This is a genomic window from Xanthobacteraceae bacterium (genome assembly GCA_019454205.1).
In the GTDB taxonomy this organism is placed as follows: Bacteria; Pseudomonadota; Alphaproteobacteria; order Rhizobiales; family Xanthobacteraceae.
The window spans coordinates 2,257,732-2,281,101 of sequence record CP075369.1 but is presented as its reverse complement, the minus strand read 5'-3'; the positions used below and the strand labels follow the sequence as shown (position 1 = coordinate 2,281,101).

General features: G+C 59.7%; 21 protein-coding genes. 10 read left to right on the top strand and 11 right to left on the bottom strand.

Annotation, left to right across the window (positions count from 1 at the left end):
- The first annotated feature begins 13 nt into the window (after nt 1-13).
- Nucleotides 14-487: an Lrp/AsnC family transcriptional regulator gene (locus KF794_11390; protein QYK44374.1), complete on the top strand. Its 474-nt coding sequence runs from the start codon at nt 14-16 to the stop codon at nt 485-487.
- A 3-nt stretch (nt 488-490) separates the two neighbouring features.
- Here KF794_11390 and KF794_11385 read toward each other — a convergent pair whose 3' ends face one another.
- The 3 genes from KF794_11385 to carB form a co-directional block, all read right to left on the bottom strand.
- Nucleotides 491-907, bottom strand: a complete 417-nt coding sequence (locus tag KF794_11385; protein QYK44373.1) for a hypothetical protein — start codon at nt 905-907, stop codon at nt 491-493.
- A 23-nt stretch (nt 908-930) separates the two neighbouring features.
- Nucleotides 931-1,404 carry a transcription elongation factor GreA gene (gene greA, locus KF794_11380; protein QYK44372.1) on the bottom strand — a complete coding sequence of 158 codons (474 nt, stop codon included), beginning with the start codon at nt 1,402-1,404 and terminating at the stop codon, nt 931-933.
- 123 nt (nt 1,405-1,527) lie between these two features.
- Complete coding sequence (carB, locus tag KF794_11375; protein ID QYK44371.1) at nt 1,528-4,788, bottom strand: carbamoyl-phosphate synthase large subunit; 3,261 nt, start codon at nt 4,786-4,788, stop codon at nt 1,528-1,530.
- A gap of 276 nt (nt 4,789-5,064) precedes the next feature.
- Between carB and KF794_11370 the strand changes: the two genes are divergently transcribed.
- The 3 genes from KF794_11370 to KF794_11360 are packed head-to-tail and all read left to right on the top strand — an operon-like array spanning nt 5,065 to nt 9,516.
- Nucleotides 5,065-5,631 carry a LemA family protein gene (locus KF794_11370; protein QYK44370.1) on the top strand — a complete coding sequence of 189 codons (567 nt, stop codon included), beginning with the start codon at nt 5,065-5,067 and terminating at the stop codon, nt 5,629-5,631.
- Nucleotides 5,632-5,646: 15 nt separating this feature from the next.
- The gene (locus KF794_11365; protein QYK44369.1) at nt 5,647-7,539 is read left to right on the top strand and encodes a DUF2207 domain-containing protein; all 1,893 of its coding nucleotides are present in this window, start codon (nt 5,647-5,649) and stop codon (nt 7,537-7,539) included.
- A gap of 33 nt (nt 7,540-7,572) precedes the next feature.
- Nucleotides 7,573-9,516 (top strand): DUF2207 domain-containing protein, encoded by a 1,944-nt coding sequence (locus KF794_11360; GenBank protein ID QYK44368.1) that lies wholly within the window; start codon nt 7,573-7,575, stop codon nt 9,514-9,516.
- Here the strand turns inward: KF794_11360 and KF794_11355 are convergent, their stop codons facing one another.
- Nucleotides 9,517-10,227 (bottom strand): class I SAM-dependent methyltransferase, encoded by a 711-nt coding sequence (locus tag KF794_11355; GenBank protein ID QYK44367.1) that lies wholly within the window; start codon nt 10,225-10,227, stop codon nt 9,517-9,519.
- A 73-nt stretch (nt 10,228-10,300) separates the two neighbouring features.
- On the opposite strand from KF794_11355, the gene KF794_11350 reads away from it, so the two are divergent.
- Complete coding sequence (locus tag KF794_11350) at nt 10,301-10,789, top strand: hypothetical protein (protein QYK44366.1); 489 nt, start codon at nt 10,301-10,303, stop codon at nt 10,787-10,789.
- Between the two features lie 3 nt (nt 10,790-10,792).
- On the opposite strand, the gene KF794_11345 is transcribed toward KF794_11350, so the two are convergent.
- From KF794_11345 to carA, 3 genes are read right to left on the bottom strand one after another with little or no spacing between them, the layout of a single operon-like run.
- Entirely contained in the window at nt 10,793-11,290 is a 498-nt protein-coding gene (locus KF794_11345; GenBank protein QYK46684.1) for a hypothetical protein, read from the bottom strand.
- Between the two features lie 24 nt (nt 11,291-11,314).
- Nucleotides 11,315-11,683 (bottom strand): hypothetical protein, encoded by a 369-nt coding sequence (locus KF794_11340; GenBank protein QYK44365.1) that lies wholly within the window; start codon nt 11,681-11,683, stop codon nt 11,315-11,317.
- Between the two features lie 7 nt (nt 11,684-11,690).
- Nucleotides 11,691-12,878, bottom strand: coding sequence for a glutamine-hydrolyzing carbamoyl-phosphate synthase small subunit (gene carA / locus KF794_11335; protein QYK44364.1), 1,188 nt, complete (start codon nt 12,876-12,878; stop codon nt 11,691-11,693).
- Nucleotides 12,879-12,937: 59 nt separating this feature from the next.
- Between carA and KF794_11330 the strand changes: the two genes are divergently transcribed.
- From KF794_11330 to KF794_11320, 3 genes are all read left to right on the top strand, one after another.
- Nucleotides 12,938-13,393, top strand: a complete 456-nt coding sequence (locus KF794_11330) for a GatB/YqeY domain-containing protein (protein QYK44363.1) — start codon at nt 12,938-12,940, stop codon at nt 13,391-13,393.
- A gap of 131 nt (nt 13,394-13,524) precedes the next feature.
- Entirely contained in the window at nt 13,525-13,929 is a 405-nt protein-coding gene (locus tag KF794_11325; GenBank protein QYK44362.1) for a DUF930 domain-containing protein, read from the top strand.
- Between the two features lie 9 nt (nt 13,930-13,938).
- Nucleotides 13,939-14,124, top strand: a complete 186-nt coding sequence (locus tag KF794_11320) for a tautomerase family protein (GenBank protein QYK44361.1) — start codon at nt 13,939-13,941, stop codon at nt 14,122-14,124.
- Here KF794_11320 and KF794_11315 read toward each other — a convergent pair.
- Entirely contained in the window at nt 14,111-14,662 is a 552-nt protein-coding gene (locus KF794_11315; GenBank protein ID QYK44360.1) for an SRPBCC family protein, read from the bottom strand. The two genes, KF794_11320 and KF794_11315, sit on opposite strands and share 14 nt — an antisense overlap.
- A 204-nt stretch (nt 14,663-14,866) precedes the next feature.
- Here KF794_11315 and dnaG point away from each other — a divergent pair, with 204 nt between their 5' ends.
- Both dnaG and rpoD read left to right on the top strand, forming a co-directional pair.
- The gene (dnaG, locus tag KF794_11310; protein ID QYK44359.1) at nt 14,867-16,780 is read left to right on the top strand and encodes a DNA primase; all 1,914 of its coding nucleotides are present in this window, start codon (nt 14,867-14,869) and stop codon (nt 16,778-16,780) included.
- A 459-nt stretch (nt 16,781-17,239) separates the two neighbouring features.
- On the top strand, nt 17,240-19,372 hold the full coding sequence (rpoD, locus tag KF794_11305; protein QYK46683.1) for an RNA polymerase sigma factor RpoD: 2,133 nt from the start codon (nt 17,240-17,242) through the stop codon (nt 19,370-19,372).
- Between the two features lie 115 nt (nt 19,373-19,487).
- Here rpoD and KF794_11300 read toward each other — a convergent pair whose 3' ends face one another.
- The 3 genes from KF794_11300 to KF794_11290 are packed head-to-tail and all read right to left on the bottom strand — an operon-like array spanning nt 19,488 to nt 23,318.
- Nucleotides 19,488-21,860 (bottom strand): hypothetical protein, encoded by a 2,373-nt coding sequence (locus KF794_11300; GenBank protein QYK44358.1) that lies wholly within the window; start codon nt 21,858-21,860, stop codon nt 19,488-19,490.
- Nucleotides 21,857-22,645 (bottom strand): protein phosphatase 2C domain-containing protein, encoded by a 789-nt coding sequence (locus KF794_11295; protein QYK44357.1) that lies wholly within the window; start codon nt 22,643-22,645, stop codon nt 21,857-21,859. The genes KF794_11300 and KF794_11295 overlap by 4 nt, the downstream gene beginning before the upstream one ends.
- A complete protein-coding gene (locus KF794_11290) occupies nt 22,638-23,318 on the bottom strand; it encodes a VWA domain-containing protein (protein QYK44356.1) in 681 nt (226 codons plus the stop codon). The genes KF794_11295 and KF794_11290 overlap by 8 nt, the downstream gene beginning before the upstream one ends.
- Between the last annotated feature and the right edge of the window lie 52 nt (nt 23,319-23,370).

Genomic DNA, 23,370 nt, shown 5'->3' with positions numbered 1-23,370 from the left:
TACGGAGACCGCCTTGCTCGCAAGCCTCGACAAGATCGACTGGCACATTCTGCAAATTCTTCAGGAGGAAGGCCGGATTACCAACGTGGAATTGTCGCGCCGGGTCGGCATCTCCGCGCCGCCCTGCCTGCGGCGGGTCCGGGCGCTGGAGGAGGCGGGAATCATCCGCGGCTACCGCGCGCTGCTCGACGAGAAGGCGCTCGGCTATCCGGTGACGGTATTCGCGATGGTGCATCTCGCGAGCCAGGCTGAAAGCGATCTCAATGCGTTCAATGCGCGGGTGAAGAACTGGCCGCTGGTGCGCGAGTGCCACATGCTTTCCGGCGAATTCGACTTCATCATGAAGTGCGTCGCGCCGGATCTGGAGACGTTTCAGGCGTTCGTTTCCGAACTCACCGCCGCGCCGAACGTGCGCAACGTGAAGACGTCGCTGACGCTCGGCCGCTCGAAGGATGCGCCGAACGTGCCGCTCGCCAAGAAGGCGTGACCGTCAGATATATTTCGCAACCCACTGCGCGAAGGTGCGCACCAGATTGTACACGCGCACGTTCTCGCCGGGCGGCGTCAGCGAAAACGCCGAGCGGTCGAAGGGCAGCGTGAGGCGGATCGGAACCGGGTCGCGCCGCGGCACCAGCACATAGCCTTCGAGATAATCGGTGCTGTCGACGAAGCCGAAGGACGGCCCGCGCATCAGCCGCGCATCGACGATCCGCACACGTAGCGTGCCGGTATATTTTCCGGCGATGGCACGGTTGATTTCGACGGGCAGAGTGCGGCGCAGGAAGGCCGCGAACTCCGGCTCGCTGCGCGTGACCTGCGGGGCGATTTCCAGAACGACACGCTGTGCCTTTGCCTCTCCGGTCAGGGAGAAGGCAAGCAGCGTCAATGCGGCGAGGAAAATGCGCATTGCGGGGAGGCGAGGCAGCGCGGTTACTTCCACTCGACTTTCAGGACTTCGTAGCCCTTGGCGCCCTTCGGCGTCATGACTTCGACGGAAGCGCCCTTCTTCTTGCCGATCAGCGCGCGCGCGATCGGCGAGGTAATGGAAATCTTGCCGGCTTTCGCATCGGCCTCGATCTCGCCGACGATCTGGAACTTGCGCTGCTCGTCGGTGTCCTCGTCGACCAGCGTGACCGTCGCGCCGAAGGTAATGGTGTCGCCGGAAAGCTTGGATACGTCGATGATATCGGCGCGCGAAATCTTGTCTTCGAGTTCGGCGATGCGCCCCTCGTTCAGCGACTGCTGTTCCTTGGCCGCGTGATACTCGGCATTCTCCGACAGGTCGCCGTGGCTGCGCGCCTCGGAAATCTGCTGGATGATGCGCGGACGGTCGACCGATTGGCGCTGGCGCAGCTCTTCTTCGAGCTGGGTAAGCCCTGCAGCCGTCATCGGTAGCTTTTCCATCGTCGTCTCCAATTCCAACCGGCCTTAACGCTGCCGATTCAGTAAAGTTCACCAACCGCGCGCCGGTGCTCCCCGGCTGCCCGCGATCGGACAAACCCTTTAGAACGCGCCGTTTTGCGGAGGTTAGCTGGCCTTCGCGAAGTAGTCTTGCAGCGCCCGGACCTCGAGATCGCCGGCCAGATAGGCCTTGATGCCCTGCGCCGCAGCAACGGCTCCGGATAGCGTGGTGTAATAGGGCACTTTATGCAAGAGGGCGGCCCGGCGCAGGCTGCGGCTGTCGGCCAAAGCCTGTGCGCCCTCGGTGGTATTGAAAACGAGCTGCACCTCGCCGTTGGTGATGGCATCGACGATATGCGGGCGGCCTTCCAGCACCTTGTTGATCTTCTCGGCGGGCAGGCCCTGTTCTTTCAGGTAACGCAGGGTGCCGGACGTCGCGATCAGCTTGAAGCCGAGTTCGGAGAGCGTCTTCAGCGAGGGGAGCAGGCGTTCCTTGTCGCTGTCCTTGACGGAGACGAAGACCGTGCCCTTGCGGGGAAGCTGGGTACCGCCGCCAAGCTGGCTCTTGGCGAAAGCGATGGCGTAGTCGCGGTCCAGTCCCATGACTTCGCCGGTCGAGCGCATTTCCGGGCCGAGCACGGTATCGACGCCAGGGAAACGCGCGAATGGAAACACCGCTTCCTTGACCGCGATGTGGCCGATCTTCGGAGCGGTGATGCCCTTCACCTTCTGCACGCCCGCCATCACCAGCGACGCAAGTTTCGCGACAGGGATGCCGATGGTCTTGGCGACGAACGGCACCGTGCGCGAAGCGCGCGGATTTACTTCGAGGACGTAAATCTTTCCGTCCTTGATCGCGTATTGCACGTTCATCAGCCCGCCGACGTTGAGCGCGAGCGCAAGCGCGCGGGTTTCTTCTTCGAGCTGTTTGACGGTCTTGTCGTCAAGCGAGTGGGTCGGGAGCGAGCAGGCGGAGTCACCGGAGTGGATGCCCGCTTCCTCGATGTGCTCCATGATGCCGGCGACGAAAACCGTTTCGCCGTCCGAGAGCGCATCGACGTCTACCTCGATGGCGTCCGACAGGTAGCGGTCGATCAGGACCGGGCTCTTGCCCGACACCACCACCGCTTCCTTCATGTAACGCTCAAGCTGCGTCGCGTCGTGGACGATCTCCATGGCGCGGCCGCCAAGCACATAGGACGGACGTATCACGACCGGGAAACCGATGCGCTCCACGATCTTGCGCGCTTCGGCGGTGGACTTCGCGATGCCGTTTTCGGGCTGGAGGAGATTGAGCTTTTCCAGCAGCTTCTTGAAGCGGTCGCGGTCTTCGGCGAGGTCGATGGCATCCGGCGAGGTGCCGAGGATTTTAACGTCCGCCTTCTCCAGCGCGTCGGCGAGCTTCAGCGGGGTCTGGCCGCCGAACTGCACGATCGCGCCGTGCAGCACGCCGTTGGTGCGCTCGCGGTCGAGAATCTCGATCACGTCTTCGGCGGTGAGGGGTTCGAAGTAGAGGCGATCCGAGGTGTCGTAGTCGGTGGACACCGTTTCCGGATTGCAGTTGATCATGATGGTTTCAAAACCGGCGTCGCGCAGCGCAAAGGCGGCGTGGCAGCAGCAGTAGTCGAACTCGATGCCCTGGCCGATGCGGTTCGGGCCGCCGCCGAGGATTGCGACCTTCTTCTTGTCCGAGACCTTTGCTTCGTCGGCGGGCGCGCCCGCGAACGGCGTCTCGTAGGTCGAGTACATATAAGCGGTAGGGGATGCGAATTCGGCGGCGCAGGTGTCGATGCGTTTGTAGACCGGGCGCACGTTCAGCGCGCGGCGCTTGCCAGCGACTTCTTCCTCGCTCATGCCGGTCAGCTTCGCGAGGCGCGCGTCGGAGAAACCCTGTGCTTTCAGCTTGCGCAGCGGGCCCGCGGTGACGGGCAGGCCCTTCTCTTTTACCTGCGCTTCGAGGTCGATGATCGCGCGCAACTGTGCGAGGAACCACGGGTCGATCTTGCAGGCGTTGAAGATTTCCTCGTCGCTCATGCCGAGGCGCATGGCTTGCGCGACTTTCAGCAGGCGTTCCGGCGTCGGGCGGCCGAGTGCGGCGCGAATTGCGTTCTTGTCGTCGCCCTGACCCAAGCCTTCGATCTCGATTTCGTCGAGGCCGGAGAGGCCGGTTTCCAGCGAGCGCAATGCTTTCTGCAAGCTCTCGCGGAACGTGCGGCCGATGGCCATGGCTTCGCCGACCGACTTCATCGAGGTGGTCAGCACGTTGAAGTTCGGATCGCTGGACGGGAATTTCTCGAAAGCGAAGCGCGGGATCTTCGTCACGACATAGTCAATCGTCGGTTCGAAGGAGGCGGGGGTCGCGCCGCCGGTGATGTCGTTTGCGATTTCGTCGAGCGTGTAGCCGACCGCGAGTTTCGCCGCGACCTTCGCAATCGGAAAGCCGGTGGCCTTCGACGCTAGTGCGGAGGAGCGCGACACGCGCGGATTCATTTCAATGACGATCAGGCGGCCGTCTTCCGGGTTCACCGCGAACTGCACGTTGGAGCCGCCGGTCTCGACGCCGATCTCGCGCAGCACCGCAATCGAGGCGTCGCGCATGATCTGGTATTCTTTGTCAGTCAGCGTCAGCGCGGGGGCGACGGTGATGGAGTCGCCGGTATGCACGCCCATCGGGTCGAGGTTCTCGATGGAGCAGATGATGATGCAGTTGTCCTTCTTGTCGCGGACAACCTCCATCTCGTATTCTTTCCAGCCGAGCACCGACTGTTCGATCAGCACTTCGTTGGTGGGCGATGCGTCGATGCCGCGCTCCACGATCTCGATGAACTCCGCCTTGTTGTAGGCGATGCCGCCGCCGGTGCCGCCCATCGTGAAGGAAGGGCGGATGATCGCGGGGAGACCGATGTCGTTCAGTGCGGCGAGGGCTTCGGCCAGAGTCTTGATCTGGTGCGAGCGCGGCGTCTCCAAGCCGATCTTGGTCATCGCCTCGCGGAAACGCTCGCGGTCTTCGGCCTTGTCGATGGCGTCCGCGGTCGCGCCGATCATCTCGACGTTATATTTGTCGAGTACACCCATCTTGCGGAGCGAGAGCGCGGTGTTCAGCGCGGTCTGGCCGCCCATGGTGGGGAGCAGCGCGTCCGGGCGCTCCTTCTCGATGATCTTCGCGACGATTTCCGGCGTAATCGGCTCGATGTAGGTGGCATCGGCCAGCTCCGGATCGGTCATGATCGTGGCCGGGTTCGAGTTCACCAGAATGATCCGGTAACCCTCTTCCTTCAGCGCCTTGCATGCCTGCGTGCCCGAATAATCGAACTCGCATGCCTGGCCGATCACGATGGGACCGGCGCCGACGATGAGGATCGATTTGATGTCGGTGCGTTTGGGCATGTCACCTTCGGGCACAAAAAAAGGCCGCGCGGTCGCGCGTCCTTCCATTCCTTGCGGAGCACGGAGCGAAAGCAAAGCCCGCGGCTGGCGGGGTCTTAGACCAGATTCGAGGGTCAAGGGAAGCCTAAAGAACGCCGCCCACAGGCCGCTTTTGGTGCATGTCCCGCGCCACGCGAGGAACCCAAAAGCACGCCGATTTTACTGGCGAATCCAGCCCTTCCCATTGAGACAGGGCGGGACCTGCGACAGACTGTGCCGCCAAGAGGGGACGAACTTATGTACTGGCACTGGATTCTCGGCGGCATCGCCGCCGTTTTGCTGCTCTACATCGTTATCGTGTTCAACCGGCTGGTCCGGCAGCGGAACGTGGTTCGCGAGGGCTGGAGCGGTATCGACGTGCAGCTCAAGCGACGCACCGATCTCGTCCCCGCGCTGGTCGAGGTGGTGAAGGGATACGCCACCCACGAGCGCACGCTGCTCGAAGAGGTCACCGCGAAGCGCGCACTCAGTCTCGATGCACAGGCGCAGGGCAACGTCGCCCAGAATGCGCAGGCCACGCAGCAACTCGGTTCGGCGGTGGGCCGCCTGATCGCGGTGGCGGAAGCCTATCCGCAACTCAAGGCCAGCGAGAACTTTCATAAATTGCAGGAGCAGCTCTCCGAGATCGAGGAGCAGCTCCAGTTCGCGCGGCGCTACTACAACGGCGCGGTGCGCAACCTGAATATTTCCATCCAGTCGTTCCCTGATCTGCTGATTGCCAAGCCGTTTGGCTTCTCCGAACAGCCGTTCTTCGAACTGGAAGACCGCTCGCAGGCGGCCAACCCGAACATCAAATTCAACTAAGCGAAGGAGGCGCCCATGCGCCGCATCCTGTTTGCTATCGCCCTGCTGCTCGCGGCTCCGTTCGCCGCGCATGCGCAGGAGCGCATTCTTTCGTTCACCAGCGACGTGATCGTGCAGCCAAACGGCGATCTCGACGTCACGGAAACGATCGTGATTCAGGCGGAGGGCAACCAGTTTCGCCGCGGCATTTTCCGCGACTTTCCGACCAGCTACCGCAACAAGAACGGCACGCTGGTGAATGTCGGCTTCGATGTAATTTCCGTCACGCGCGACGGCAAAGAGGAGCCTTACCGGGTCGAGAGCTATTCGAACGGCGTGCGTACGCGCATCGGCAGTGCGGATGTCCTGCTGAGCAGCGGGTCGCATGTCTACAAGATCCGCTACCGGACCACGCGGCAGATCGGGTTCTTCGACGGCTTCGACGAGCTTTACTGGAACGCGACCGGCAACGGCTGGAATTTCGTGATCGAGACGGCGGAAGCGCGCATCACGCTGCCGCAAGGCGCGCAGATCGGCCAGAACGCATTCTATACCGGCGTGCAGGGATCTACCGAGAAGAATGCCAGCGTGGTCGAAAAAACCGCCAACCGCATTGTCTGGCGCACCACGCGGCCGCTGCAACGCTATGAAGGGCTGACGGTCGCGGTTGCGTGGCAGAAGGGTTTGATCACGCCGCCGGGCGGCGCGCAGAGGGCCTTCTATTTCCTGCAGGATAACCTGCCGATACTTGCCGCACTGGCCGGTTTGATCGGCGTTCTTCTTTATTACCTTTCCACATGGTCGCGCGTGGGGCGCGATCCGGCACCGGGCACGATCATTCCGTTGTTCGGCCCGCCAAACAATATGTCGCCGTCCGAAGTGCGCTACATGGATAAGCTGAGCTTCGACAATCGCGCCTTCACGGCGGCGATCGTCAATCTCGGCGTGAAGGGACACCTCACGCTATCGGAAAGTTCTTCCACCTCGCGGCTGACGCTCAAGGCCGGAAGCGAAGCGCTCTCGCAGCCCGAAGACGAAATGCGCCGCTATCTCTTCTCGAAGAACAATGCGGTCGAGCTGAAGCAGGAAAACCACCAGATCGTCGGCGCGGCGAAATCGGCGCTCGAAAACAAACTGCATGAGCTTTATGCCGGCAAATTGTTCAACAACAATTTCGGCTGGTCGATCCTCGGCTTCCTGCTAATGGTGCTTGCGGTAGGGATGTGCATCTATGCAATCGCTACCGGCCGTTCCGGCAGCGAGACGGCGCCAGGCACCTTCGCCGTGGTGATCGCGGCGCTGGTGTGCGGGATCGGAAGTTCGATCTTCGTCGCAGGGATGAATTCGTACCGGCGGCGTAACCTCAAGATGATCGGCGGCGCGCTGCTCTGGCTGATCGGTCTCTTCGTGTCTTTGGGTCTCGTCTACGTCAATGTCGGGATCAATCTCAACCTGATGATCCCGGCGATTATTTGCGCGGTGCTCGGCACCGTTGCCTTCGCGGGATTTTATCTGCTCAAGGCACCGAGCCGGGAAGGGCAGAATATCCGCGACCAGATCAACGGCTTCCGTGAATATCTCGGCGTGGCCGAGGAAGACCGGCTCAACGCATTGCATCCGCCGAAGAAGACGCCGGAACTGTTCGAGAAGTTTCTTCCCTACGCCATCGCGCTCGATGTCGAGAACGAGTGGGGCAAGAAATTCGCCGGCATCCTTGCGGCGGCCGCGGCTGCGGGTGCAGCCGGATATGCCTGGTATCACGGCACGCGCGACTGGAGCCGCGATCCAGCGGGCTTCTCCAACCATCTCGGCAGCGCGGTTGCTTCGGCGATTTCCTCGGCGTCGACCGCGCCGGGATCGAGCAGCGGTTCGTCCGGCGGCGGTTCGTCGGGTGGCGGTGGTGGTGGTGGCGGCGGTGGCGGTTGGTGACGCAGCCGCTTGCTGCATAAAGTACCGGGGATGATGCGGCGTTTTCTGCTTGCCGTTGCTCTGCTTCTCGCTGCTTCGGGCGGCGCGAATGCTTACGAGCGCATCACCCGTTTCGTCAGCGACGTGGACGTGCAGGCCAACGGCGATCTCGTCGTCACCGAGACGATCACGGTGCAGGCCGAGAACCGGCAGATCCGGCGCGGCATCCTTCGCGATTTTCCGACCACCTATCGCGCCGACGACGGGCGTCGGGTTGCCGTCGGCTTTACGCTGCTATCTGTGCGGCGCAACGATGCCGAAGAATATCATTCGACCGAGAGCCTCTATAACGGCATCCGCATCCGGATCGGCAGCGCCTATGCAACGCTGAAGCCGGGATTGCACACCTACTTCATACGCTATCGCGTGACGCGCATTGTCGGATTCTTCCCGGCTTTCGACGAACTGTACTGGAACGTCACCGGCACCGGCTGGACCTTCGACATCGACGTGGCGGAAGCGCGTATCACGCTGCCGCCGGGCGCGAAAATCCACACCAGCAAATTCTTCACCGGGCCGCAGGGCGCGAAAGGCAATGACGCTTCGATCGTCGAAGAAAGCGACAACGTCATCGTGTTTCGCACGACCAAGCGGCTGGGAAGCAATAACGGCCTCACCGTTGCAATCGCCTGGCAGAAGGGCATCGTATCGCCGCCGGGGCCTCTCAAGCAGTTCTGGTATTTCGTCACCGACAACATCGCGGCTTCGCTATCGGTGCTCGGCCTGCTGATGGTGGTGACGTACTTCTTCTACCAGTGGTTCCGCTATGGCCGCGATCCCGCGCCGGGCACGATCATTCCGGTATTCGAGCCGCCGTCCGGCATGTCGGCGGCGGCAATGCGTTATGTCGATAACTTCGCAAGCTACGACAACAAGACGTTTGCCGCCGCCATCGTCGAACTTGGCGTGAAGAAGCGCCTGAAGATCTCCGAAGCGGACGGCGTCACGCGCGTCGAGAAGCAGGAGGGCGGCGAAAGAATCTACGACGGCGAGGAAGCGGTCATGCGCCACTTCTTCACGAAAGAAAAATCGCTCGAACTCAAGCAGGCGAACCATGTGCGGGTCGGCGGTGCGAACGATGCGTTGAAGACCAACCTGAAGCGCATGTACGACGACCTGTTTCGCAACAATTACGGCAAGTGGGGCATCGGTCTTCTGCTGACCGCGATTGCCGTCGTGCTGGCGCTGACCGGAATCATTCTTCAATTCAGCAGCCGCTATGCCGGCGATGCTTTTATCGGGACGTTGCTGCCGATCATTCCGCTGCTGCTTGCGTCTTTCGCGCTAAACAACGGTTTCACGTCGCGGCGCGACAACGGTTTCCTGATCGGCATTGGCGTTGTCTTCGGCATTTTACCGGCCGCGATCGGACTTTGGTATGTCTGGCGGAATGTTGACGGCATCTTCGAACTGATCCCGACGATCTGCGCCTTCGCCGCGACGATGCTGTGCGCATTCTTCCTCGAATGGATGGAAGCGCCGACGCGGGAAGGGCGCAAGGTGCTCGACCAGATCGAGGGCCTGCGCGAATACATGAGCACGGCCGACGAAGAGTCGCGGCTCGAATATCTGAACCCGCCGAAGAAGACGCCGGAACTGTTCGAGCGGATGCTGCCTTATGCCATCGCGCTCGACGTGGAAAACTCCTGGGCCAAGAAGTTCGCGAGCGTGCTGGCGGCAGCGGCCGCCGCACCCGTTGCCGCGGCTGCCGCAGGCTATGCGCTCAACCAGTGGTACAGCGGGCGTAACTGGAGCGACACCGCGTCGTTCACCAACTCGATTGCGAACAGCCTGTCGGCGACGGTGGCGTCCGCTTCCGTCGCGCCGGGCACCAGCGGCAGCTACAGCGGCTCCAGTTCAAGTTACTCGTCGAGCGGCAGTACCGGCGGCGGCTTTTCCGGAGGCGGTGGTGGCGGGGGCGGCGGTTCGGGCTGGTGACTACGCGCCGCCAAGCGCCGGGTTTTTCTGCGCGCGAAATGCCATGCGGCCCTGATTGTGTCCAAGGTTCGGGCGAAGACGCGCGGCGTCGTAGCCTGCTTCGGTGAGCAGCGCGAGCATGTCTTTCTCGTCGTAGGTGGTAAGGCCGAGCTGCGCGCGCAGCTTGCGGTAATCGGACAGCGTTGTCTTCACGAGGCCGATGAACGCTGCCGTGAGAAATCCGTTCGCGGCGGCGAAGCGCAACAGCGAGAAAGCGTCCGCCAGTGCGCTTTGTTTCGGGCCAATCACATCGGCCAGCACCAGTGCCCCGCCCGGCGCGAGCAAGCGCCGCCATGTTTTCAGCAGCTTCACCAGTTCGTCGCGCTTCAGGTATTGCAGCAACGAGTTGGCGATGATGAGGTCGAGGCTTTCCGGGTTCATCGCCTCGGCGTCTTCCGGCGTTACCACCGCGATGTTGGCGATCTTGCCGAAGCGTTCCTGCAATCGCGTGCGAACGGTCGGTGCCGCCTCGCAGAGATGGAGGGTCGCGCAATGCGCGGCGATCCTGTCGGCGTGCAATGCCTCGCCGCAGCCGTAATCCAGCACGCGCGCCTCTTTCGAAGGCAGCAGGCGGATGATGTCATCGGCGATGTTTGCGTAATGCACGTCGAAGTGACGGGCATTGACGTAAATCGGGTGGTCGGAATCCCAGTATGAAATCCAGTCGCGCATCGGTCATGGGGTTGAGTGACAATCGGTGGAACCGGATTATCATGCCGGGACCGACTCAAGGAAGGGACCGGATATGCGGCGCTTGGCAGCCACGGCTGCGCTACTTCTGCTTTCCGGCGTTTCCGCGCCGGGATTCGAGAACGAGTTGCTTGGCCGCCGCGACGTGGACGTGCCGGACTACCAGAGCCAGCAGGGCGCCCTCCTCATCGACGGCAAGGGCGTCATCAGCGAATTCGCCATCGACTACGGTCAATATAAAAAGAATTTCGTGATCCTTTTGCAGAAGGATACTGGCGCGCGCACCAAGGCCGACGCGCCGGTGTTTGAAATCGTGCAGGTGATCCGTGCGCCGAAGCCGAAAGGTCTCGATATGTATTCGGTCGGCTGCTTCCTGAAGCCGGCCACCGAGTCGCAGGACGGCCAATACGTCTTCGCCTATGCCGCGTTCAATCCGAACGGGCAGCCGCGCGCGATCAAGGGCGCGTGGATGTTCGACTGGGACAAGAAGCAGATCGTGGCGGTGCCCGAAGGCAAGGTGGATTGCCGCGAGCCGGGCGACTAGTTTCTAGCGCCGCCACGAACGATAGAGTTCGACGCGCTCGCTCATTTCGTCGAACAGCCAGACCATCCGGTCGCAAAGCCACAGCTTGAACACGATCACGGCAATGCCGCCCGCGGCGAACGTGAAGGGCTCTTCCGCGATCAACCCGGCCGCCATCGCCAGTGCGCCCAGCGCGGTGCCGATGCCGAGCAGGGCCGCCACATTGGTATGTTCGACCGGCACCGGATTCATGACGCGCAGGAGATAGACGCGCTCGCCGAGTACGGCGCGCGAGGCCCAGCTTTGCGTGGACGAGGGCGGCGGAAAAATGCGCGGGTTCAGCCAGAGCCATGCCGCCAGCACCGCCAGCGGGATCAGGCAGTACCAGCCGATCCAGTGCACGCTCCAGAGTGCAAGCATCAAAAGCGGGAAGGTGGCGAAGCGCGTCCACACGCTTACGGGATTCGCGTGGCGCTCCCAGACGCGCTCGTCCATGCGGAACAGGGCGGCGACGAACTGCATTAGCGCGTTCATCGCGGCATCGTTTCAGTTTCGTTTCAGCGAAAGCAGGAACTGGCAGGTGCTGCTGCCTTTTTGCAGCAGGGTGCCGAGGCCGGTCTTGGTCGCGAGAATCTGGCCGCGCCATTCCAGCGTGACGTTGCCGCGGCCGGGGCCGGTCAGGAAAAACTGGCCGTTGTCCTGAATCTGCCCTTCGACGGGTTTGTCGGAACGCGCGCTCGCGATGCGGACGGTCTTGCCTTTTATCTCCGCAGCGAAGGCTTCGCTTTTTTCGCCGCAGTCGCTGCCCTGCGTTAGGATCAGCTTGCCTTCATAGCGGCCGTCGAAAGATTGGGCGTGGGCGGAAACGGAGAAAACGAAAGCGGAAAAAAATAACAAAAACGAACGGAGCGTCATGCTCGCCTCATTTTTTATGCTTCTTCATCAATCCCACGAAACGTTCGAACAGGTAGCGCGAGTCGCGCGGACCGGGCGAGGCTTCCGGGTGATATTGCACCGAGAAGGCCGGCTTGCTTTTCAGCGCAATGCCCGCGTTCGAGCCGTCGAATAGAGAAACGTGCGTTTCTTCCGCGTCGGTAGGGAGCGTGTCGCGGTTCACCGCGAAGCCGTGGTTCATCGACGTGATCTCGACCTTGCCGGTGGTGAGGTCTTTCACCGGATGGTTCGCGCCGTGATGGCCCTGATGCATCTTCATGGTCTTCGCGCCGACGGCGAGGCCGAGCATCTGGTGACCCAGACAGATGCCGAAGGTCGGCGTGCCGGAGTCGATCAGTTTTTGAATCACAGGCACGGCATATTTGCCGGTCTCCGCCGGATCGCCGGGACCGTTCGAGAGAAACACGCCATCCGGCTTCATGCCGAGGATGTCTTCGGCGGAAGTCGTGGCAGGTACCACCGTCACCTTGCATTTGTTCGCGGCGAGCAGGCGCAGGATGTTGCGCTTGATGCCGTAGTCGATGCACACGACGTTGAATTCCGGATTATCCTCGCGGCCGTAGCCCTTGCCCCATTCCCACGGCGTCTCGTCCCAGGAATAGCGCTGCGCGGTCGTCACCGTCGGCACCAGATCCATGCCGTCGAGGCCGGGCCATTCGCGCGCCTGTTTCTTCAGAGCGTCGATATCGAAATTGCCATCGGGCGAGTGGGCGATCACGCCGTTCGGCATGCCCTTTTCGCGGATGCGCGCGGTCAGCGCGCGGGTGTCGATGCCGGAGAGGGCGACGATGCCGCGCGATTTGAGCCACTGATCGAGATGGCGGCTCGCGCGATAATTCGACGGATCGGTGATGTCGGCTTGCAGCACCGCGCCGCGCGCACCATGCGCCGCCGCCATGTTCACGGTTTCGATGTCTTCGTCGTTGACGCCGACATTGCCGATGTGGGGAAACGTGAAGGTGATGATCTGCCCGGCGTAGGAAGGATCGGTGAGCACTTCCTGATAGCCGGTCATCGCGGTGTTGAAGCAGACTTCGCCCACTTCGGCGCCCACCGCGCCCAGTCCGTGGCCTTCGAGCACGGTGCCGTCGGCCAGCACCAGCAGGGCCGTGGGCTTGTCCTCGGCCCAGCCGTTCGTCGCTTGTTTCGGGTTCATAAGCGGCCTAAATAGCGGCGAGTCTCCAATATATAAAGTGGAATCTTGCGGGAGCGGCCATGCTGCGCGATCAGATCAACAACGCCCTGAAAGACGCAATGAAATCGGGCGAGAAGCTCAAGCTCTCGACGTTGCGGCTTGTGAATAGCGCGCTGAAAAACGCCGACATCGAGGCGCGCGGGCAGGGCAAAGGCCCGCTCGACGACGCCGCGCTGCTGGCGCTGCTGCAGAAAATGATCAAGCAGCGGCAGGAATCCATCGAGATGTACGAGAAGGGCGGACGCCCCGAACTCGCCGCCAACGAACGCGGCGAGATCGAGGTCATTCAGGGCTTCCTCCCGAAGCAGATGTCGGACGCCGAAGTGCAGGCCGCGATCAAGGCCGCGATCGCCGAAACCGGCGCGGCCTCGGTCAAGGACATGGGCAAGGTGATCGGCGTGTTGCGCGCGAAATACGCAGGCCAGATGGATTTCGGCAAGGCGAGCGGCCTCGTCAAGGCTTCGCTCGCGGGCTGAACGCGGCGGTACCGCGCTATTCCTTCGCTGTACACCGCACGTTCGCGTGAGGAGCCGTGTCCACGTTTGGAGAAACCGGCGCTTTCGGGGTAAGAATCGCGCCGCAAATCGGGGGACGGGGTCTGCGTTCGATGAAGTGCGGTTACGTGGCGTTTGCGTTCGGTTGTCTGCTGCTGGCGGTTTCGCCTGCGCATGCCAACAAAAAACGCCAGAAGCAGATCGAGTACATGCTGAAGCGCCTCGATCCCTCGACGCGTCTCGAACAGGTCTGCGAACTGGAGGCGATGAACCGCATCGCGCGCGATAACCGCGAATTCCGGGTCGATCGTTCCGTCATCGCTGCGTTCTCCGAGCCGAAAGTGAAGGGCGACGAGATCATCAGCCCCGGTGCCGCGTTCCGCAGCAAGCGCAAGTGGTACCGCTATACATTTTCGTGCCGCGCCACGCCCGACCGGATGCGCGTGCTCTCCTTCGAATACAAGATCGGGGACGAAATCCCCGAGACGCAATGGTCCAAGCACGGACTGTATCAGTAGAGGTTCGTCATGCCGGAAGTCATCGTTCACGCCGTCGAAGGCCGCTCGCCCGAACAGAAGAAGGCCTTGATGCTCGATATCACCGAAGCGGTGGTGAAGAACTTCGGCTCGCCGAAAGAAGCGGTGACAGTGACGATCCTGGAGTCGCCCAAGGCGCTCAAGATGAAAGCGGGCGTCCTGTTCAGCGAGCGCTGATTTCCCTGCCTTCGAGGATTGCCTTCGCGTTCTCCAGCGAGGCCTGCATGTTCTCGCGGATTTTCGCCATCACCCACCAGACCAGCAGGTTGTAGGGGTAGCGGATTTTTCCGCGATAGGTGTTGCGGATGCGCGTTTCGCTCGGCGCAACCGTTTCGATCTCGGTGACGATGGGATCGATGGACTGAAACGGCTGCTTGAACCGGATTTCGATTTCGATTCTCTTGCCGTCCTCGAGCGCCTTGATCTCCTGTTCGCTCTTTCCGACGTTGCGGTCGTCGCTGTCCCACGCGGCGACGGCGCCGACGGTGCCGTCCGTGCCGCGATACTCGATCTTCATCGCGGGGTCAGCCTTGGCGTAGGTGCTGTAGCGCTCCTGATTTTTCAGGAGCTTCATGAAATCGAAGACTTCCTGCGCCGGTTTCGCCACCACGACTTCGCGCGTGATCGCGAAACGCCGCGGCAGGAACAAGCCGACGATGTAGGGAAACAGCGCGATCGCAAGCGCGGTATAGAAGACATAGTAGAGCCAGTGCATTTCCTGCGCCTTTCGTGGGCCTTTGGCCGCTATTTGCGCCGATCATACTGTAGCTACTACGAATTCCGCCAAACGGGGTTTCGGCCAGAAAACTGGGGAAGCCGGTCTTTTGCAGGAATGGCTTGTCCACAGCCTGGGCTGTAGGAAATCGCCTGCCGGAGACCTACATTCTTCTACAAATCCGACATTCACCATTGGCCGCTTATGCGTTTCCCGCCGTCATTTCTCGACGAAATCCGCTCGCGCCTTCCGGTTTCGGAAGTCGTGCGGCGGCGCGTGGCGCTGAAAAAGGCGGGACGGGAATGGAAGGGCCTCTCGCCCTTCAATCAGGAAAAGACGCCCTCGTTCACGGTGAACGACCAGAAGGGCTTCTATCACTGCTTCTCGTCGGGGAAGCACGGCGACCAGTTCGGCTTCGTGATGGAAACCGAAGGGCTGACGTTTCCCGAAGCGGTGGAAAAGCTCGCGGGCATCGCAGGTGTGCCGATGCCGGTGGTTTCGCCGGACATGCAGAGGCAGGAAGCGCGCCGCCGCTCGCTTTACGATGTGATGGAACTGGCGGCGAAGTTCTTTGAGGAAAGTTTGCAGGCGCGCACCGGTGCGCGCGCTCGCGGCTATCTCAATGATCGCGCGCTCACGCCGGAAATCCAGACGCGTTTTCGCATGGGCTATGCGTCCTCTGAGCGTTTTGCACTGAAGGAATATCTCGGCGGCAAGGGCGTGCCGGTCGAGGACATGATCGAAACCGGCTTGCTGATCCACGGCGAGGATATTCCGGTGCCGTATGACCGCTTCCGCGAGCGCGTCATGTTCCCGATCGCGGATTTCAAGAACCGGATTGTCGGCTTCGGTGGCCGCGCGCTCTCGCCCGATGCGCAGGCGAAGTACCTCAACTCGCCGGAGACCACGCTCTTTCACAAGGGCAACCTGCTCTACAACGGTGCGAATGCGCGCGCCGCGACGCAGAAGGGCGCGAAGCTCATCGTGGTCGAGGGCTATGTCGATGCCATTGCGCTGGCTGTCGCCGGTTTTGAGGGCGCGGTCGCGCCGCTCGGTACTGCGCTTACCGAAGATCAGCTTGGCTTATGTTGGAGAATGGTGGACGAGCCGGTGCTTTGCTTCGACGGCGACAACGCGGGCAAGCGCGCAGCCTTCCGCGCGGTCGATCTCGCGCTGCCGCTGCTGGCGCCGGGCAAGAGCCTGCGTTTCGCGACGCTGCCTGAAGGCAAGGACCCCGACGACCTGATCCGCGCCAGCGGGCCGGAAGCGATGCAGGATGTGCTGAACGGCGCGCGTCCGCTGGTCGAGATGTTGTGGCTGCGCGAGATCGAGAACGCGCAACTCGATACGCCCGAACAACGCGCCGGTCTGGAAAAGCGCTTCGGCGAAATCCTGGGCTCCATCGCGGACGAGACCGTGCGCCGCTATTACCGCGACGATCTCCGCGCGCGGCTTTCGCGCCTTTTCACCCCGCAGGACCAGCGCTTGGCCCCGCGGCGCGACGCCCGCGAATTCCGGCCCCGCCGTCCCGGCGCGCCTGCGCCGCAACGCCAGTTTTTCAACGCACGCTCCAGCCGCCTCGCGGAAAGCGCGATTTTACGCGGGCATCATGCCGCAGTGCCGCCGCGCGAGGCGCTGATCCTGCTGGCCGTGCTCGGCCATCCATGGCTGCTCGCCGACCACGCCGAGGAGTTCGCCGAACTGGAACTCGCCCACGGCGATGCTGTCGCCTTGCGCAAGGCCATTCTGGAGGCAGCGGCGAGGGCCGATATTTCGACCTCCGAAGCGCTAGGAAAGCTGCTGGAAGACGCGGGGGTGGATGCGCTCCGGATACGCATGGAACGTGCCATTTCCCACCGCGCCGACTGGGAAATCCGCCCCGGCTCGGCCGAAAGCGATGTCCTGTCCTGGTGGCATCAAATCGTGAGCTTGCATCGGCGGAAGCGGACGCTATCTAGAGAGCTGCGGGAGGCAGAACGCGCATTGGGCGCCGAGCCGACCGAGGCCAACCTCGCGAGGCTGAAGGACGTGCAGAGCCGGCTTGCGGTTCTGGACGGAACCGAAGCCTTGATCGAGGGCTTTGGCGCGCAGTCGGGCCGTCCGGCGCGTACGATGTAGAAATTGTCAGGCTGATTCGGGTCTCCGGCAGCCTTGGAACACAAGGACTTGCTCGTGGCCTCCAAAGACAAAGCCAAGAAAGCCGACAAGAAGAAAGAAAAAGAAAAGGCTGAAAAGGCCAGGAAGGCAGCTGCTGTAGTGAAGGCGAAAGAAAAAGAGGCCGCTGCGAAGCAGAAGGCCAAGGACAAGGCTGCCAAGGAAAAAGAAAAGGCCGCCGCCGCTGCCTTGAAAGCGAAGGAAGCCGCCGCAAAGAAAAAGCCGCTGACGCCGCTTCAGAAAGCGCTCGCGGCTGCCGACAAGATTCCCGAGAAGAAGACCGAGCCGAAGAGCGTGCCTGTGCCGGCCAAGCAGGCCGGGAAAAGCGGTAGTGCCGGCAAGAACGCGGCCGCGCAGGGCGTGGTCGGCGCCACCTTCGGCAAGGCAAAGGATCTCCTGCGCGCCATCGTCGGCGGCAAGCCGATGCCCGCGAGCGCGCCTGCCGCGAAGGAAGCGGACAAGAGCCGCACCGCCGCCGGCGTCGAAAACCTCAAGCGTGTTTCGGGCGCGGCCACTGCGCCCGCGAAGGGCGGCAATACCGAGCAGCCCGCCGATGGCGAAGGTGAAGCCGGGCCGCTGCTCGATCTCTCCGACGCCGCCGTCAAGAAGATGATCAAGGCCGCGAAGAAGCGCGGCTATGTCACCTACGACCAGCTCAACGACGTCATGCCGTCGGAAGAGGTCACGTCCGAGCAGATCGAAGACGTGCTCGCGATGATGAACGAGATGGGCATCAACGTCGTCGAGGCGGAGGACGCGGAAGAAGCCGACGCCGACGACGATGACGATGATGATGCGGGCGGCGATCTGGTCGAGACCACCTCGAAATCGCTGACCACCACCAAGAAGTCCGAGCCGGGCGAACGCACCGACGATCCGGTGCGCATGTACCTGCGCGAGATGGGTTCGGTCGAACTGCTCTCCCGCGAAGGCGAAATCGCGATTGCGAAGCGCATCGAAGCGGGCCGCGAAGCGATGATCGCCGGTCTCTGCGAAAGCCCGCTGACGTTTCAGGCCATCATCGTGTGGCGCGACGAACTCGCGGAAGCGAAAGCGCTGCTTCGCGACATCATCGATCTCGAAGCGACTTACGCCGGTCCCGACGCGAAGAACCAGCCGGTGAACCCGAACCCGCCGATGGGCGGTCAGGCCGCGATCCGCGAGCAGCAGGCGGCCGCCGCCGCCGCGCGCCAGCAGGCGCCCGCCACCCAGCCGGGCGACGACGAAGACGAAGAAGGCGCGCCGCGTCCGCAGGAGTCGGACGACGACGAAGACGATATGGAGAACGCGCTTTCGCTCGCCGCGATGGAAGCCGAGCTGAAGCCGCAGGTAGTCGCGACCTTCGACAACGTCGCCGATGCCTACAAGCGGCTGCGCAAGCTGCAAGACCAGAACGTCGAGAACAAGCTCAAGAACTCCTCGCTCTCGCCCAGCCAAGAGCGCCGCTACAAGAAGCTGAAGGAAGAGCTGGTCAAGGACGTCAAGTCGCTCTCGCTCAACCAGAGCCGCATCGACGCCCTCGTCGAGCAGCTTTACGAAATCAACCGCCGCCTCGTCGGCTTAGAGGTGCGCCTCATGCGCCTCGCGGAAAGCCATGGCGTCGAGCGCGAAGATTTCCTGAAGAATTACCAGAACTCCGAACTCGATCCGAAGTGGCTGCTGCGCGTCGGCAAGATGGCCGCGAAGGGCTGGAAGGGTTTCGTCAATCAGGAAAAGGATCGCATCCGCCAGATCCGCCACGACATCCATGCGCTCGCGACCGAAACCGGCCTCGAGATTCAGGAATTCCGCCGCATCGTCCACATGGTGCAGAAGGGCGAGCGCGAGGCGCGGCAGGCGAAGAAGGAAATGGTGGAAGCCAACCTTCGCCTCGTGATCTCGATTGCCAAGAAATACACGAACCGCGGCCTGCAGTTCCTCGACCTCATTCAGGAAGGCAACATCGGCCTGATGAAGGCGGTCGACAAATTCGAATATCGCCGCGGCTACAAGTTCTCGACCTACGCGACCTGGTGGATCAGGCAGGCGATCACGCGCTCGATCGCGGATCAGGCGCGCACCATCCGCATCCCGGTGCACATGATCGAGACCATCAACAAGATCGTCCGCACCTCGCGGCAGATGCTGCACGAAATCGGCCGCGAGCCGACGCCGGAAGAACTCGCCGAAAAGCTCGGCATGCCGCTGGAGAAGGTGCGTAAGGTCCTGAAGATTGCGAAGGAGCCGATCTCGCTCGAAACGCCGATCGGCGATGAGGAGGATTCGCATCTTGGCGATTTCATCGAGGACAAGAACGCGGTGCTGCCGATCGACGCCGCGATCCAGTCGAACCTGCGCGAGACCACGACCCGCGTGCTGGCCTCGCTCACGCCGCGCGAGGAGCGCGTGCTGCGCATGCGCTTCGGCATCGGCATGAACACCGACCACACGCTGGAGGAAGTCGGCCAGCAGTTCTCGGTGACGCGCGAGCGCATTCGCCAGATCGAGGCGAAGGCGCTGCGGAAGCTGAAGCATCCGAGCAGGTCGAGAAAGCTGCGCTCGTTCCTCGATAACTGACACTCTTGCGTCATCCCGTGCGTGTCGCGGAGCGACGCAAGACCCGGGATCCAGATACCTGAAATGCAAAAACGCCGGGTAATGAACCCCGCGGTTTTTTACTCGCAAGTTGAATCTATCGAAAACCAGACCATGGGTCCGACTTCGGCGCTCCTTGTTTCGTGGGCAATTTTTGCTCTGGCGCTATTTGTGGGCTTATCACTTGTGGTGCGACCACCTGGGGCAAAATCTCTACTGGAGGGGGCAATTGCGGGATAAGCACCTCACTAGGCTCTGTTTTTTTTGTGTTAGGCGGGAGCGGCTGTTTTGGAGGGCCGTTGGGTAGCATTCGAGGCACTATGTTCTGAGTATTGGGGCGAGTACTTTCGATTTTCGGACTTGGCGGCGCTGGAACGTTTTTGGGTGCAATTACGACCGGAGCATTGTTTTTCGGTAAAGGTTCAAAGGATCGCGAACTTAATAAAGAGCTTTTAAAATTATTAATTCCCAGAACAGTAATCGCAATTGCCAAGATGAATACTCCAAGAACAAGCGCACGATTCTTCTCAAGTATTGTGGGAGCGAATGCGACTTTTAGGTCATGCTCTGCCTGCACTAACGCATGATAGGCATTCTGAGCCGGTATTCGAAGGGCCGCCCGTTTCGCTAATAAGTCGGCACTAGCTTGTCTTGCTCGATGTATTTCACCTCGGGCCTTAGTCAGGCGTTTTGCCTGTTCCTGTGCGACTTTGGTTTTCGCGTCTGCAATTTCTTTTGGGTCAATAGATTCTTTTGCGTTGTAGACAAAGCGCTGCTCAATAGTTTGTCGCCAACTTAGCAATTCACTAGTTATAGTGCTCCCAAAGCCAGAAATCGCTTGGATGCGACTTCGCGAAATATCTGCTGCAGTTTCTATTCCATAAGATGCAAGTTGAAGAGTTCGACCTCGTCCAACGTGTGGAATTCTTGCGGAATCGATTCTGAAGCGCTCTAAGAACTGTCTAGTTTGGTTGGCTCGCTTTTTTTGTTCGAGCTCACGAATCAATTTCTCCTTGTAGCTTGAAATATCAGCTAGCTCGTTTATTGCTCTAGTAGCCTCCTCTTTTGCAGTTCTGAATTGATCGCTATTTGAATACAAGTTCCAGTCAGCAGATATTTTCGCCCAGTTTTTCTCGGCAATTATCTTGTTTGTTTGAAGCGTATTTGCATCAAACGGAGTGCGGGTCGCGAATATTCCTGCTCCGATCAGTGAACCAACTCCTAAAACTTGTATTACACCTGTTGTCGTAAAAGTTAGTATGGCGCCGGCAGCAAATAGAGCGGCCGCTTGAAGTATTCTTCGCTTTCTATTGTCTCGAATAGAAGCAGCTTTTGGACTTACATTTAGATTCTGAACGCTGGCAATTAGAGTGTTTAGTTGCGGCGCAACCCCAGGATCTTTAATCGCAGATAGTGCGCCGGTGAGTCCGCGGATATCAACAGCCGCTACGGTGTAAATCTTCGAAGTAGTACCAAAAAGAAAAATTCCTGGAAAGACGGACTCCATTTTGCACCAAGGGCAGGTGCTTGCTGTGGAGGAATAGTGATGCGAAATATTGCTGCGGCAGGTTGTAATTGACTTTTCCATCTTTTGGAGAAGCTGAACCCAAGTTGCTGCACTCGGTCGTTGTCCACGACTCAAAAACGCACTTTCAAAAGCCGCAGCTACATCTTGGGGAATATCAACAAGCGTCGGTACTCCAGGCGGGGGCAGCATATTTGTAGTGACGCTAGACCGTGCGTAAGCAAATCGGAATGTTCCGATTGCTCTTTCAAGCTCGGGGGCGTCACGGCCGTTCGCTACTCGACCCGCAAAAGGATGACGACCCATGAAAAGCAACTGAAAGACCAGTACCGCTAAACCAAAAGTATCGTGATTAGTAGTCCTCAGTACCTTTGAGAAATCTATGCCCTGTAGTTCTGGAGGCGTGAACTCAGGTACACCGACTTTACATGTAAAAACTGAACTTCCTTGTCGAATCTGAAATGAGTCGCTATCGATTAGCGTAACAGTTCCAGTTTTTTCGGAGACCAGAACTCCAGAATGATTTATGTCACCGATCACGCAGTTGGTTGAATGCACCGCTGCAACCGCGCGCGCGACATTTAAAGCTACGCGCAGGAGAAACTTAAAGTTGGCATTCGGAAAATGAGTTTTGCGGCTAGAGGGGGAGTACAATTCGTGAATGGCCTTATGGCCAGTCACTACGTTCATCGAAAAGCCAGCGAACTTATGCTGGGAGTCAAAGAGTGCTTGTAATGGAAACGCGACAAAATTTGTATCTTTGGCGAGTTTGGCGTCGACCATAGCCTGTATTTTTTGATGTCTGCTAGCGGCTAAATTTGGAAGGTATATTTTTGCGGCAAGGTTGTTGCTATTTTCAATTAAATAAACACTTCCTTCCCCGCCTTGGCCGATTTTCCTTCCAAGACGAATTAGCGAGCCGAGTTGTGTGTAATAAGCCGTCATTGGTGGTGGTTAGCTCTAAGCGCGAGCAACAATGTCTTGTCATCATCGGTGCGATCTAAAACTGCTTTGCTTTGGAGAAAGGTTTTTAAATTCTTGGAAAGATATCTTGATCTGCCTGCGGTCACTCCCTGTAGAGCGGAGAAGAATTTGTCGAAAAAGGGTTGATGCGCCTTCTGAGAGGCCGTTTCTAAAACTAGAGATTCAATCCCGTCGGTAAAGACCGCAATGCGATCAAATCGGCCTTCAAGCGAAACTAGATTCACAGGCGGCAGGGGGTCTTGAGTTACAAAGAAGGTTGTCGATGCATATTCGCCCTGCGCGGGCCAGCTTGGAACTACATAGTTGTTGCTGTTTTCCTCAGCGACCACACAGGCGCCGTCGCCAACGTGAATTAATACGAAATATTCATCGGAAACTATCGCTGCAACCAACGTCGCAGCATAGTCTCGTAAACTTCGACTACTCTTTGACGCAATATGACCAATGGCATCGCGTGTTTGATCGATCCATGTCATGGCGGTCTCTTCGTTTATACTACGAATTGAGCCGCCATCATTTATGAACTTACTCACTGCGTTTGCTATGCTGCGAACAACAATACGCGAGCCAATACGAGCTAACTCAGCGCTCCCCGCGCCGTCCGAAGCAACTGCAATCAGTATAGAGCCTTCGTTGCCACTTTTTTCAAAGCAGACTGCAGAGTCTTCGCAGGGTTTATCTAGTATTACATGTGAAGATCCCGCGACGCTTGCGCTTACAATGGTCCAATAGTTTGATCTAGACACTTGCCCAACCGTTAGGTCCTGTTGGGTTTTGAAGTGGTACAGACTGACCAGGGTTTGATCTCGAAACCGAGCTAAGCGAGGCAGAAAGCCACTTGAAAAGCTCCTTGAACCTAAGTCCTTGCAGGTGCAGGGGCTCACGAGTAGAGATCTTTTTTAATGTATCGAAGTCAGCGCCCTCAACCCCGACCGCAAAAAAACTAAACGCATTACTCGCTTCGCCTTCCCGAACAAGTTGTGCGGCGTTTTGCCAAGCGTCCGTTGGGCCGCCGTCCGTTATTAAAAATACCCAAGGCTTATAGTACGGAATTTGGTTCGCTCTGTAAGCGTCTTTCCTATTTTTAAGAAGTTGTAAGCCTGTCTCGATTGCCTGTCCCATCGGGGTATCGCCCGCTATTGCGAGCGGAGAAGATTGAAACTGATCGGCTGTAACGAATTCTTGTTCTACTTTCACAGGGCCAAAAGTTACAATCGCTACCTCAACTCTTTTTACAGCGAGACTGTCAGACAATAGTTCGTCGCGAAATTGAACTAGCCCTTCATTTAGTTCGTTTATGGGTGCTCCGCGCATTGATCCCGAGTTATCCAGTAGTAGTAGACACGGGCATCTCCGATCCGGATTTTCCGCGAATGTAGTATCTCCAAATGGCTGCTGTTCAAAAGTTGGCTCTGACATTTCACTCCCCCCTACATCGTTAAATCTTGAGCTAAACTGAAAAAATTGACAA